A 13,625-nucleotide genomic window follows, 5' to 3' on the forward strand; every position below is an offset into this window, starting at 1 on the left:
CAAACAATGAGACCCGGCCGCGTGCTCTTCGCGTTGGCCATTGGCGCCTTTGGCATCGGCACTACCGAGTTCACCCCGATGGGGCTACTGCCAGTCATCGCCCAGGGCGTGGAGGTGAGCATCCCCAGCGCCGGCATGCTGATCACCGCCTATGCCATTGGCGTGATGGTCGGCGCGCCGATCATGACCTTGCTGTTCAGCCGCTTTGGGAAGCGCGCTGCGCTGATGGCGCTGATGGCCATCTTCACCCTTGGCAACCTGCTGTCGTCACTGTCGCCGGACTACTACACCCTGCTCGCTTCGCGACTGGTCACCAGCCTCAACCATGGTGCGTTCTTCGGCCTGGGAGCCGTGGTGGCAGCCAGCGTGGTGCCCAAGGAGAAACAGGCCAGCGCCGTGGCCACCATGTTCATGGGCCTGACCATCGCCAACATCGGCGGCGTGCCGGCCGCCACCTGGATTGGCCAGCAGATCGGCTGGCGCATGGCATTTGCCGGTACCGCCGTACTTGGCCTGCTGGCCATGGCCGCACTCTGGTACGCCCTGCCCAAGGGTGAACGCGGCAGCGTGCCGCACGTGCGCAAGGAACTGGCGGTCATTGCCCGCCCCAGCGTGCTGCTGGCAATGGCCACCACCGTGCTCGGTGCCGGTGCCATGTTCACCTTGTACACCTACGTGGCGCCGGTGCTGGCCGAACTGACCGGTGCCTCGGACGGCTTCGTAACCTTGGGACTGGTACTGATCGGGGTTGGCTTCACCCTTGGCAACAGCCTGGGTGGCCGCCTGGCCGACTGGTCACTGGATGGCGCGGCGAAAATCTTCCTCGCCGTGCTGGCGCTGATCATGCTGGCGATGCCCCTGGTACTGGGTAGCCACCTTGGCGCAGCCATCGCCCTGCTGGTCTGGGGCATGTTCACCTTCGCCGTGGTACCACCGCTGCAAATGCGTGTAATGACTGCCGCCATCGAGGCACCAGGCCTGGCGTCGTCGATCAACGTGGGTGCGTTCAACCTGGGTAACGCCGTGGGCGCGGCGCTGGGTGGTGCGGTTATCAGCCTGAACCTGGGCTACGCCGCCGTGCCGATGGCCGGAGGTGTGCTGGCAGCTGCGGGGCTGTTGCTGGTATGGCTGGGCGGGCGCCACAAGGTCGCCGGCAAGACCGCAGCCGATATGGCCTGAAGGCAATCATCTGCAGGAGCGCCTCCGTTCTCCTGTCAGGCTGTGGGCACGGATGCCCGAAACGCGACATTGGCTGCCTGTTCGGCGTGAGACAGGCAACCTCGGCACTGGATAACCTGCTGCGGCGACGCCTTGCTCCCTTGCCATAGAAGAACCTTGCCCATGACAACCTCCGCCGCCTCCGTAGCCGCCGCCACGCCTGCCGACCAGCCTCAGGGCTTTGTCGTGCGCATCGTCGGTGCTGCTGCATTCGCCCACCTGCTCAACGACCTGATTCAAGCCGTACTGCCGTCGATCTACCCCATGCTGAAAAGCGATTTCGCGCTGAGCTTTGCCCAGATCGGCTGGATCGCCTTGGTGTATCAGGTGACCGCTTCCCTGCTGCAACCTTGGGTCGGCATGTTCACCGACAAGCACCCACAACCCTACCTGCTGCCTGCCGGCATGGTGGTGACGCTGGTGGGCATCGCCCTGCTCGCCTTTGCCGGCAGCTATGAAATGCTGCTGGTGGCCGCCGCCGTGGTCGGCGTGGGTTCGGCCACCTTTCACCCAGAGGCCTCGCGGGTCGCCAGGATGGCTTCCGGCGGGCGCTTCGGGACCGCGCAATCAACCTTCCAGGTCGGCGGTAATACCGGCTCGGCCCTCGGCCCACTGCTCACCGCCGCCATCATCATTCCGCACGGCCAACCGGCCATTGCCTGGTTCATGCTGGCCGCTGCGCTGGCCGTTCTGGTGCTGCTGCGGGTGACGGGCTGGAGCGTGCGCCACGGCCAGGCCCGGCTCAAGCGCTTCGCGGGCCAACAGGCCCCCGGCCTGTCGCGGGGTGCCATGTGGCGCGCTGTGGTGGTGATCGCCGTGCTGATGTTCGCCAAGTTCGTCTACATCGCTTCGTTCACCAACTTCTTCACCTTCTACCTGATCGAGCATTTCGGCCTGAGTGTGCAGCACAGCCAGCTGTACCTGTTCGTGTTCCTCGCAGCCGTTGCGCTGGGCACCTTTGCCGGTGGCCCGGTGGGTGATCGCATCGGGCGCAAGGCCGTGATCTGGGTCTCGTTCCTCGGCGTGGCGCCCTTCGCCCTGGCCCTGCCCCATGCCAACCTCGCCTGGACAGCCGTACTGGCGGTAGCCATCGGCCTGGTGATGTCCTCGGCATTCGCTGCCCTGGTGGTGTATGCCCAGGAGGCGGTGCCGGGCCGGGTCGGCATGGTTTCGGGGGTGATGTTCGGGCTGATGTTCGGCATCAGCGGCGTGGGTGCAGCCGGCCTGGGCACACTGGCCGACCGGCATGGCATCGAATGGGTGTACCAAGCCATCGCGTTCCTGCCGCTGCTCGGGTTGGCCACCGCCTTGCTACCGGCCACCCGCTCGCGGGCCCGCCCTGGCCGTTGCTGCTAAAGTGGCGCTGCCAGGCTGCTTCGATACGAGGTCACGATGGTAAAGCCGCAGCGTGAATTGCTGGTGGAGGTCGATGAATGGACCTGGGAAGTGGGTAGCCGTGCGACAGACTACCCAAGCGACTGGTTCATCGAGCCCCATAGCCATACCAAGCATCAACTGATCTATGCCATCAAAGGCCTGATGATCGTCGAGTCCGGGAACGAATGCTGGACGGTGCCACCCAGCCGCGGTGTGTGGATGCCTTGCGGCCAGGTGCACGCCATTCGCTGTGTCGGCGACGTGAAGATGCGCAGTGTGTTCGTGCGCATCGACGCGGCAACCGGCCTGCCCCTGCAGAGCAAGGCCATCAGCATCTCGCCCTTGCTCAGCGAACTGATCAAGGCCTCGGTGGGGTTCACCGCACCGTTTGCCGAGGACTCGCGCGAAGCCCGAGTCATGCGCCTGATCCTCGACGAAATCTGCGTACTGCCGACCTTGCCGCTGAAGCTGTCGCAACCCAGAGACCAGCGCCTGCGGGTGATCTGCACGGCATTGCATGAACGGCCCGACGATAACGCCACCGTTGCCGACTGGGGCGTGCGACTGGGGGTGGACGAAAAGACCATCCAGCGGTTGTTCCGCAAGGAAACCGGCATGACCTTTGGCCAGTGGCGCCAGCAGGCGCGGCTGATGCAGGCACTGGAGCGAATTGCCCTGGGCGAGCGAATCATCGATGTGGCGGGGGCCTTGGGCTATGACAGCCCAAGTGCCTTCGCCAGCATGTTCAAACGCCAGTTCGGTACCACGCCCAGTCAGTTCTTCAGATAACCTGAAGTCCACGCATTTGCCGGCACTGGCCCGCCGCATACGGGCTGTCCGCTGACGGCTCGCCCTGCCTGTTCTTGCACAGCATCCCCGCCAAGCCGTATACAGTACCCCTACAACAATGCCCGCAAAGGAGCCCGGCACATGACCGTGACGCTGTCCCCCCTGCAGATCGACTGCGATTTCGACTCCGGCAACATACAGGTACTGGATGCCAGCAACCCGGCCCAGGTACACCTGGCCATTCGCCCGGACACCCACAGCGGCCACTACCAGTGGTTCCACTTCAAGGTCAGCGGGCTCACACCGGGGCAGGTCCATCGCTTCAGCCTGGACAACGCTTCTGGCTCCTCGTACAAGAACGCGTGGAGCGGCTACAACGCTGTGGCCAGCTACGACCAGCAGCGCTGGTTCCGCGTGCCCAGCCAGTTCGACGGTACGGCGCTATCGTTCGAGGTCAAGGCTGAACAGGACCAGATCTGGTTCGCCTATTTCGAGCCCTACCCGCGTGCCCGCCACAACCAACTGATCGAACGCGCCCGCCAACTCCCGGGGGTCGAGTTGCTGGCCAGCGGCCGCAGTATCCAGGGCCGCGATATCCCCCTGCTGCGGGCAGGCGACGGTGCCGAAGGCAAGCGCAAGCTGTGGTTGATTGCCCAGCAGCACCCGGGCGAACACATGGCCGAATGGTTCATGGAAGGCGTGATCGACCGCCTGCAGGCCAACGACGCGGTGGTCCAGCAATTGCTGGCCAAGGCCGACCTTTATCTGATCCCCAACATGAACCCCGACGGCGCCTTCCTCGGCCACCTGCGCACCAACTTCAAGGGCAAGGACCTCAACCGCGCCTGGCAGGACGCCAGCGTCGAATTCAGCCCGGAAGTGTTCTTTGCACAGGCGCAGATGAAGCAGTACGGTGTAGATGCCTTCATCGACGTGCACGGTGACGAAGAAATCCCCCACGTGTTCACGGCTGCATGCGAGGGCAACCCGGGTTACACCCCTCGGCTGGCCAAACTCGAAGAGCAGTTCCGTAGCACCTTGTGCAGCCTGACCCGCGACTTCCAGACGGTGCATGGCTATACCCGTGACGAACCCGGACAGGCGAACACGACGCTGGCCTGCAATGCGGTGGGCATGGCCCATGACTGCCTGTCACTGACGCTGGAGATGCCGTTCAAGGACCATGACGACGCGCCCGATGCAGTCACCGGGTGGTCGGGGGCGCGCTCGAAGGCACTGGCCGGGGCGGTGCTGGAGACCTTGGCCAGCATGGTTGGCGATTTGCGCTGAACCTCGCCTTGCGCAGCCCCTGCAGGAGCAGCCCGTCGCGATAGGCGGCGGCTCCTTCGGGGGTATTGACCGCCGTTCAGAACTGCACATCCAGTATCACACTGTCGGTATAGGTCGCAGCCGGCGGTGTCGCCTGATCGGTATAGACCTTGGCGTTGTAGTTAAACACCTGGCTACCCGTGCCGGTACCTGCGCCGGGGTTGATGTCGGCATCCGTACTGGAACGCCTGGCAGCCCCTGACGCCCCCCAGCGCACGGTGCCGGCACTTTTGAAAATGTCATAGGCCAGGTAGTTGTTGGCCGAAGACTTCATCCGCCGCCGCCCACCGGACACGTTCTGCCCGTCACCCAGCCCTACCGTGTAGCTGCTGCCCTTGGTGCATGACACGTTTATGCCCTGGCTCACCGTGCCGAACCCCGCCACCACCGGCGCACTGGCGAAGCTGATGTCGGGGGTGGTGATCTGGCAATCGTTGGTCACCGTCAGGCTCACGTTCAAGACCTGGCTACCCGAGCCGATGTCACGCCCAAGGCATATCCCCAACGCGCCAATACCCGAGCAATAATCCCAGCTCCAGGCCACGGTCAGGGCCTCTTGATACAACCCGGCCGCGACATTGCTGCCAATCTGGGTGCGCATGTAGATCGGCACCGCCTTGGGCGTGGAACCGCCGAGCAACCCCAGCAAGTCGAGGATGCCGTTGCGGGCGAAGTCGTAGGCCACACCCCGGGTAATCGGGTAGCGGGTGGTGTTATCGGCATACAGCGTGTAGGGAATGACATCGCCTGTCGGGCCGACCAGCCCACCGGAGGCGGGCGTGATCGTGGCGTAGAAATGATCACCACTGCTGAGCAAGGTCAGCAGCGAACCGGTGCACTGCAACCCGGAGTTGAGGCTGGAAGCCGTCTGTACCGTGTTGCGAACCTGCGTCGAATTAAGGCTGCCAAACGCTGCCGGCAAGGTGGCCACCGACGAACAAAGCGCCCAGGCCGTACTGCTCGGCAACAGCAGCACGCTCGCCACCAGGCCCCGCCGCCAGGCATTCATCGGCACACCAACGGACCAATCAAAGGGACCGAGCCTTGCGCGTCAGGCAGGTCGAACGCCACTTCGCAATGCCCACCCCCTTCAAGCGCCACCTGAAGGCGGTTATGCAACGACAGGTTCTCCAGGTACACCAACCCGTCCCACCCCACCACCGCCTGGGTGCCACTCTCTGCGTGGGTGACACGGCTACCCAGTTTGAGCACCTGCTGGTTGCCATCCACCAATTCGACACTGGCCGCCATGACGCGCTTGAGGGGGAACTCCAGCAAGTAACCGCTGCCCCGTCGTACCGCCACACGCTGCTCAACGTCCGGCGCGAGGACATCCGGTGGTAGGTTCATGGGATCGATCTCGTACTTACCCCGGTAGTAACCGCTGCTGTAAGGCACCAGCAAGTGCCCCTTGGCATCGGTACGGCCGATTTCCTGGTTTTCATAACGCACCGGCACATCCGCGTAACCTGCGGTACTGACCACCACGAAGGCATCATCGATACGGTTGGCGGCGAACACGCCGGCATCCATCCACACCAGAGAACCACTGGCGTCGGCCCAGCGGGTCATCTCGCCGCTGCTGCCATACACACCGGCCTGCAATTGCACCGATTGCAGGCGCCAGGTAACGTCGGCCTGGCGATAGGCATCACGGTCGCTGCCTGCGGCATACCCAAGGTTGTAACCGACGCCGACACCCGCTGGCACCGCACGGCTGTAGTTGACCCGTTGCAGGGTCTCGCCTTCATTGCTGCGTTCCATGCTCAGCGCCAGGGTGCCGTGCAGGTCGAACGGGATCACCAGCTGCGCCTGCACCGCCCACTGGCTGTCCCCCACTTCACGGTTGGCCGACAGGTACACACTGCTGCTGCCCCACAGCGGCTTGCTGTAGCTCAGGTTGATCAACCGGGTACGCGTACCGTCACCGGCGCGCACGTCGAAGTAACCAGCGCCAATGCTGCCGTACGCGTTCAGGTTGACACTGAGGGTAACCTGTTCGCTGCTTTTGCTCAGTTGCATGTCCGGGGAGTCCACCCGGCTCAGGTCGGCATAGTCGCCGTGGCGTTGCAGGCGCTGGTAACCGAAGCCGATGCGCTGGCTGTTGTATTGGTAGCCAAGGGCGACCTGGTGGCCCTTGTCGCCATCGAACCGGCTTTGCGCCAAGGCAGCGTTGATCACGCCGAAGTTGCCCACGCGCATGTTGCCGCCCAGCCCACCCAGCATCAGCGACTCAGCCGTTTCGGCGTGGGTTTCCAGGGTGAAGATGTCACTGAGCCCATAGCGCAGGCTGCCCGAGACGATACCCGGCCCATAGCTGAAATCGCGTACACCGTAATCACGGCGCAGGCTGCCGGCGGCTACCGAGTAGTCCGACAGGCCCTTCTGCAGCAGGCTGCTGGTGACATAGAACGGCAAGGTGGTCGACACCTGACGGCCAAGGGCATCCGTGGTGACCACCACCGCCTCCCCGGCACCGTTGATGAACGGCACGTTGGTCAGGGTGTATGGGCCTGGCTGCAGTTCGGTGGTACTGGACTTGAAACCGTTGATGAACAGGTCAAGCGACGTCGGCACCGCCGCTTCACCGGCGAACGCAGGCAACGGGTAAGTGACAAGATCAGGACGCGCCGCGAAGTCGCGTGACAGCTGCACCCCACCCACGCGCACCGAACTGCTCCAGGGCAACGCACCCGTCACGAAGTCACCGGCTTCGTAGGTCAGCAGGCGCTGCTCGTCGGTAAAGCGCCAGGTGGTGTCGTAACGCATGAAACCTCGGCGCGTATCGTCCGCCTGTGCGCCATTGAAAGACTGACGCCACTGCCCGGTGCTGGAAAAGGTACCCCAGCTGTCGAACAGCCGCAGCTCGTTCCAGGCAGCCAGGTAGGTGCCGCCTTCATCGGTGTCGTTGAGATACAGGTCGTAGTTGAACAAGGCACCAAAACTGCTGCGCGCATCACTGGCCGGGTAAAGGTTGCGATCACCCACTTGCTGGTCAGGCAACCAAGCCGGCGGCACCTGCAGCAGCAGGCGCTGGTTCTGACTGTCGTAATCGGTATGCAGCCCCGCAATGCTGTCCAGGGCCACCTCCCCCTGGGGGTTGCCCGGCAGCGAAACGCCGGCTGCACGCAATAGTTCGCTGTCCAGGTACAACCGCCCGGCCCGCTGCTGCACCGGTATCAGTTCAACCCTGGGCATCTGGTTCACCACCAGGTCGAGGTAAAGGGTGGCCTCGGCGATGGCGGACATCTCCGTGGGCGGTGGGGGCAAGTCGTCGGCCAGCACCAGCGCGGGGCTGACCATGGCCAGCCCCAGGCACCAGCGGCACGTCGTCGCCGGGAGCCACTTCACACACGGTTTCCAACCATTGCCGGGTCCTCCTTGGCCCCTGCACTTCATTCAGCCGTTGGCTCATTGGCCTTGGCGGATGGCGTCCGCCGAGCGCTGACCATTGACCCTGCCCGTGAGCACGCTGCCGTTGCCGGATGCGATGGGAGCCGGCCAGCGCATGCTTGCCCCCGGCAGCACATAGCCCAGCAGGCCTTCAGCCAGTGGCTTGCTCTGGCTGCCTTGCTGCACGACCACATCGGTCAACCGCGCATGGACCGGGCCCGTGTTACGCAGTTCAATGTAGGGCTTGCCCTGCACCGTCACCGGGCGCCAACTGAGCTGCGGCTTGCCCACGCCCTCGGCATTGCGTCTGCCGTCAGGGTCGGCCTTGCCCCACAGCCCTTCGCCGTAGACGAACAGCGGCACCGAATAGCGCATCTGCAAACGAATGGCCGCCGTCGCGCCGGGCTCGGCCTTGTCGACCGGGATGGCGGGCGGAATCTCGTCAATGATGATGCGGTAGGCCTGCTCCTGGCCGGCGGGTGAAGGGCCGGTACGGGTCAGGCGGATCAGCTGCTTCTGCCCGGGTGCAATGTTGGCGACCGGCGGGCTGCCGATAATCTCGCGCTGCGCCTGGAACTGCTCCTGGTAATCACCCTGGCGCCAGGCGAATACCCGCACCTGCAGGTTTGCCGGCGCAGTGCCACGGTTTTCCAGCCACAACGCACCTGCCTTCTGGTCGGCCTCCAGCACCGGGTCGATCGGCCAGATCAGCACCGAAGTGGCCGCCCAGGCCGGCAGGCTTGCCAGCGACAATAATCCAGTCAATCCACGCGTCCACTTCGCGCCTGCCCGCATGCAGCTCTCCTTAGACACTTGTCAGGGGTGGCGCTGGCCGTTACCAGGTCACCGTCACTTGCACCACATCGGTATAGGTCCCTGCCGGCAGCGTGCCGGTCAGCTGGACCCTCCCGTACACCGGAAGCTTGATCGCCGTCGGGTCGGAATAGCTCACCGCCACGCTCTGGCCGATTCCCAAGGCCTGGCTATAGGCGGCGTCCCGGTACAACTGGTAGGCCAGCACTTGCGTGCCACTGGTGCGCTTCAGGTTGCGTGTGCCACTGGCACTGTTTTGCCCGCCGTCCAGGCTCATGCTCATGGCCACGCCCGGCGTGCACTGGAACGTCACGGTAGAACCACCCAGCGATGTGCTGAGCAGCCCCGTGGACAGCGCCGACTGCGAGCCATAATCGAGCGTGCCGTAGCTGGTGACACCCCCCACCACCAGGCACCCGGCGACAACCTGCGCCGTCACCGTGAAGGTACTGGTGGTCACTGCCCCCAGTGGGGCGGCCAACAACATGCTGACGCCAGTCAGGCTACCTGCCAGCCAGCCGCGCATGGGTCAGAACGACAGCTCGACCGAGATCGTGTCGCTGTAGACCCCTGCGGGCAGGCCCGCCTTGCCGACGGCCTTGCCGTAAAGGTTGACGGTCTGGGCGGCGCCGGTACTGGTCGGCAGGGTGATGGTGTCGTCGACCGCCAGCAACGCCGTACGCCCAGCGTCGGTATAGAGGTCGTACGGTACAAAGTTGCCAGAACCATCAGCGAGCGCACGGGTGCCGCCGCTCGACTGGCCGTCATGCAGGCCGGCACGCACTTTGATCACGGGCACCGTACCTGCCGAGCACAGGATGCTCATGGCGCCCCCCCCGCCTCCCAGCACCTGGGCATTGGCGGTGACGAACAAGGCATCCTGGGTACCGAAGTTCAAGGCACCGAAGTTAAGCCCCGACGTGCCCGACGTGCCATTGACCTGGCACGCCGCAGTCAGCGTCAGGGTCGAGCTGATACTGCCCGTCACCGTGGCCGCCTGGGCCTGGGAAGCCAACGCCAGGCCCAGGCCTGCGAGGACGCAATATGAAAGGTTCGTTCGCATCGGAGTCTCCTTGCGTGGTTACCAGTCCAGGGTCACTCTGAGGGTGTCGCGGTAAAGCCCGGCCGGCAGCGCACGCGGTTGCGCCACTACCACACCGTAGATGGGGATCGGTACTTGCTGGCTGCTGCGAATGGTGAAGGCCCGCGCCTGGCCGACGCCGTAGCGGCTGTTACCGCCTGGGTCGACCGCCAGCTGATAAGGAATCAGTTCACGGCCGTTGCTCAGGCGGCGAATGCCATCGTCGCCATTGAGGCCGCCATTGATACGCACGTTGAAGGCCCGAACTTCAGGCGTGCAACTGATTTGCAGGCTACCCTGGCCGCCCACTTCGTCCACCTGGCTGCGCAACGGCTGGTCCCAGTTCGGACCGCGCTCGCCAAAGTCCAGTACGCCTGGGTCACCCAGCACGGCCGGTTGCGTCTCGTTGCTGCTGATCTGGCAAGACGCGCTGATCACCAGCCGCGCCTGGATGAAACCGGTGGTGCTGCCATGCACCGCACCGCCGGGGACCAGCAGCGGGCCGAGGGTGAGCAACAGGATCGAAGTGCGGTTCATGGCATGGCGTCCTTGTGCATGGCGGCGTCCCTACCAGGTGACGGTGACTTTCAGCAGGTCGGCATAAACCCCTGCATCCGGCACCCAGGCCAATTTGTCGATACGTGCGTACAACGGCAATTCAACCGAACCGCTGCCCGGCACACGCGCCGACTGGGCTACCCCCACCGCCAGAGGCTCACGCCAGGCAGCGTCACGGTACAAGCGGTAAGGAATGGGCCGCGCCTGGCGATCGTCGCTGGCCAGGTAGCGCAGTTCGCCGACGCCACCATGCTGGCCACCATCGACGCGCACCTGATAGGGCGTATCCGGGTTGCACTCCAGGCGCGGCGGGCGCTGGCTTAGCAGCACACCGCTCAAGGGCGCGCCAGGGCCATCCAGGCGCGCCGTCACCCCCAGGTCGATACGTCCCAGGGCCTGAGCTCCCGCATCGCGGGTCTGGTTCACCAGCATGCAGCCACGCTGCACCAGTACCCGCACTTCCACGAGAAAATCCGCCGCCACGGTACTGCCGCTGAACAACAGGCCGAACAGCGCGGCCAGCATGCGCTCCGTCACCTTGTTATCCTTATCGAAACGTCCTGAACTGAGCGTAGCAGTGAGGCGGCGCAACCGATGTGGCATAAAGCCATTTTTTTTGTATTAGCGACAAAGCGATACCGTGGCATCAAAAAAAGCCTGTACCTCACAGAACCCGTGGCCACCCCGTGCCTCCAATGGCCAGGAGCCGGTAAATTCGCCGGGATTCTGTTAGGGTGAATCGTATTCGTCCCGCGCCAGACACCTGTGCCGTACACGGACGGACATGACAGGAGCTTTTTCAATCATGACTGCAGACAACTCACTGGCAGACGCCATGGAGCGCTGTGCCCAAGAACCGATCCAGGTTCCGGGCAGCATCCAGCCACACGGCTTTCTGCTGGTGCTGGATGCCACCGACCTGTGCGTGCTGCAGGCCAGTGAAAATGTCGAGCACTGGTTGGGCTTGCCAGCCCGTGAACTGATCGGTTGCCGCTTCGCCGACCTGGTTCACGAGGGCTTTGACCTGCACGCGCACCTCACACGGCTTCCCGAAGACGAAGTCTTCCCCTTCCACATTGGCGACGTGCGCTTGCGCCAGGGCGCACCCATCAGTGCCCAGCTGCACATGCTGGTCCATTGCCACGATCAGGTACTGATTGCTGAATTCGAACCGCCCCGCCTGCCAGCAGACCTGGTCGGGCAAGGCGACTATTACCCGTTGGTGCGCAGCTTTGTCGCCAGTCTGCAAGTGGCCAGCAGTATTGAAGACCTGCTGCAGCAAACGGTGTTGCAGTTCAAGCGCATCACCGGCTTTGGGCGGGTCAAGGCCTACCGTTTCGATGCCGAAGGCAACGGCCAGGTGCTGGCCGAAGTGGCCGACCCAGGCTACCCCAGCTACGCGGGCCTGTGCTTCCCGGCTGCAGACATCCCGCGCCAAGCGCGCGAGCTGTACCGGGTCAACCGTATCCGCGTGATCGAGGATGCCAACTATCAGCCCTCGCCACTGCTGCCCGCAACCAACCCGCGCACTGGCAAGGCACTGGACATGAGTTTCGCTGTGCTGCGCAGCGTGTCACCCGTGCACCTGCAGTACATGCGCAACATGGGCACGCTGGCCTCGATGTCGCTGTCGATCGTGGTCGACGGCGAGCTGTGGGGGCTGATTTCCTGCCACCATCAGCAGCCACGCCCGGTGGACCTGCGCACCCGCACGGCCTGCGAGCTGTTGGCCAGCGTGCTGTCGTTGCAGATAGAGTCCCGCGAGTCCCATGCCAGCACGCGCAAGCTGCTGGCGCTGCGCCAACACATCGTACGCATGATCTCGTCCATGGCCGACCACGACAGCGTCAGTGACGGCTTGCGCGACCTGCCTCACGTGCTGCTGGCCTTCGCCGACGCCCAGGGCGCAGCAGTGATCTCGGCCGAGCGCTGTGACCTGATCGGCCAGACCCCGCCTGAGGCCCAGGTGACGGCGCTGGTGCACTGGCTAGGCCAACGTGACGAAGACAGCGTGTTTCATAGCGACAACCTGCGCCGCGACATCACTGAGCTACCCGAGCTGGCAAACCATGCTGGCGGGGTGCTGGCAGTGGCCATCTCGCAGATCCACTCGCACTACCTGCTGTGGTTCCGCCCCGAGCAGATACGCACGGTCAACTGGGCCGGCCAGCCGACCAAGCAGGTCGGGCCACAGGGCAACCTCGACCCGCGGCACAGTTTTGAACGCTGGCAGGAAGAACTGCGCGGCTATTGTCAGGCGTGGGACCCACTGGTGATCGAGGGCGTGATGGAGCTGCGCACCGCGGTACTGGGCATTGTCCTGCGCAAGGCCGAAGAGCTGGCACAACTGGCTGGCGAATTGCGCCGCTCCAACAAGGAGCTCGAAGCGTTTTCCTACAGTGTTTCCCACGACCTGCGCGCCCCGCTGCGGCACATCGCCGGCTATACCGAACTGCTTGGCGAAATCGAAGGCCAGGGCCTGAGCGAACGCGGCAAGCGCTTCCTGCAGCATATCGGTGAAGCGGCGCACTTTGCCGGGAGCCTGGTCGACAACCTGCTCAACTTCTCGCAGATGGGCCGCTCGGCCTTGCGCCTGTCCGACGTCGACCTCAACGCCCTGGTCGAGGCGATTCGCAGCGAGCTGGCCCCCGATTACGAAGGCCGCGCAATCGTTTGGGACATCGCCCCGCTGCCCAAGGTGATCGGCGACCCGGCATTCATCAACATGGCCTTGCACAACCTGATAGCCAATGCCATCAAGTACACTCGCAGCCGTACGCCTGCTCGCATCGAAATCAGTGCCGTACAGCACCCTGACGAAACCGAGGTCTGCATCCGCGACAATGGCGTGGGCTTCGACATGGCCTACGCCAACAAGCTGTTCGGCGTCTTCCAGCGCTTGCACCGCATGGAAGATTTCGAAGGCACCGGCATTGGCCTGGCGAGCGTACGCCGCATCATTGAGCGCCATGACGGTCGAGTCTGGGCCACTGGCCAGATCGACCAGGGCGCCAGCTTTCACTTCACCCTACCCCGAAACACTGCTACCTGAGGCACCGCTACCATC

The 13,625-nt window shown here is 64.1% G+C and carries 12 protein-coding genes; 5 read left to right on the top strand and 7 right to left on the bottom strand.

Annotated features, from left to right (window positions below; genetic code table 11):
* Positions 1 to 6 precede the first annotated feature (6 nt).
* The 4 genes from I8746_RS05100 (at position 7) to I8746_RS05115 (ending at position 4,674) form a co-directional block, all read left to right on the top strand.
* A complete protein-coding gene (locus I8746_RS05100; protein ID WP_409077994.1) occupies positions 7 to 1,179 on the top strand; it encodes an MFS transporter in 1,173 nt (390 codons plus the stop codon).
* 162 nt (positions 1,180 to 1,341) lie between these two features.
* Positions 1,342 to 2,574 (top strand): MFS transporter, encoded by a 1,233-nt coding sequence (locus I8746_RS05105; protein ID WP_012052953.1) that lies wholly within the window; start codon positions 1,342 to 1,344, stop codon positions 2,572 to 2,574.
* A 36-nt stretch (positions 2,575 to 2,610) separates the two neighbouring features.
* Positions 2,611 to 3,384: a helix-turn-helix domain-containing protein gene (locus I8746_RS05110; protein WP_012052954.1), complete on the top strand. Its 774-nt coding sequence runs from the start codon at positions 2,611 to 2,613 to the stop codon at positions 3,382 to 3,384.
* Positions 3,385 to 3,525: 141 nt separating this feature from the next.
* Positions 3,526 to 4,674, top strand: coding sequence for a M14-type cytosolic carboxypeptidase (locus I8746_RS05115; protein ID WP_221100235.1), 1,149 nt, complete (start codon positions 3,526 to 3,528; stop codon positions 4,672 to 4,674).
* 76 nt (positions 4,675 to 4,750) lie between these two features.
* Here the strand turns inward: I8746_RS05115 and I8746_RS05120 are convergent, their stop codons facing one another.
* From I8746_RS05120 to I8746_RS05150, 7 genes are all read right to left on the bottom strand, one after another.
* Positions 4,751 to 5,722, bottom strand: a complete 972-nt coding sequence (locus I8746_RS05120) for a spore coat U domain-containing protein (RefSeq protein WP_221100236.1) — start codon at positions 5,720 to 5,722, stop codon at positions 4,751 to 4,753.
* Complete coding sequence (locus tag I8746_RS05125) at positions 5,719 to 8,016, bottom strand: fimbria/pilus outer membrane usher protein (protein ID WP_014753811.1); 2,298 nt, start codon at positions 8,014 to 8,016, stop codon at positions 5,719 to 5,721. The genes I8746_RS05120 and I8746_RS05125 overlap by 4 nt, the downstream gene beginning before the upstream one ends.
* A gap of 108 nt (positions 8,017 to 8,124) precedes the next feature.
* Positions 8,125 to 8,901 (bottom strand): molecular chaperone, encoded by a 777-nt coding sequence (locus tag I8746_RS05130; protein ID WP_017147731.1) that lies wholly within the window; start codon positions 8,899 to 8,901, stop codon positions 8,125 to 8,127.
* Between the two features lie 40 nt (positions 8,902 to 8,941).
* Positions 8,942 to 9,445, bottom strand: coding sequence for a spore coat U domain-containing protein (locus I8746_RS05135; protein WP_012052959.1), 504 nt, complete (start codon positions 9,443 to 9,445; stop codon positions 8,942 to 8,944).
* A gap of 3 nt (positions 9,446 to 9,448) precedes the next feature.
* Complete coding sequence (locus tag I8746_RS05140) at positions 9,449 to 9,982, bottom strand: spore coat U domain-containing protein (RefSeq protein ID WP_003250368.1); 534 nt, start codon at positions 9,980 to 9,982, stop codon at positions 9,449 to 9,451.
* An 18-nt stretch (positions 9,983 to 10,000) separates the two neighbouring features.
* Positions 10,001 to 10,537: a spore coat U domain-containing protein gene (locus I8746_RS05145; RefSeq protein ID WP_003250366.1), complete on the bottom strand. Its 537-nt coding sequence runs from the start codon at positions 10,535 to 10,537 to the stop codon at positions 10,001 to 10,003.
* 30 nt (positions 10,538 to 10,567) lie between these two features.
* Positions 10,568 to 11,095, bottom strand: a complete 528-nt coding sequence (locus tag I8746_RS05150; protein ID WP_221100237.1) for a spore coat U domain-containing protein — start codon at positions 11,093 to 11,095, stop codon at positions 10,568 to 10,570.
* 268 nt (positions 11,096 to 11,363) lie between these two features.
* Between I8746_RS05150 and I8746_RS05155 the strand changes: the two genes are divergently transcribed.
* On the top strand, positions 11,364 to 13,610 hold the full coding sequence (locus tag I8746_RS05155) for an ATP-binding protein (RefSeq protein WP_221100238.1): 2,247 nt from the start codon (positions 11,364 to 11,366) through the stop codon (positions 13,608 to 13,610).
* Positions 13,611 to 13,625: the final 15 nt, after the last annotated feature.

This window comes from Pseudomonas sp. USTB-Z, from assembly GCF_019691255.1.
Classification (GTDB): Bacteria; Pseudomonadota; Gammaproteobacteria; order Pseudomonadales; family Pseudomonadaceae; genus Aquipseudomonas; species Aquipseudomonas alloputida.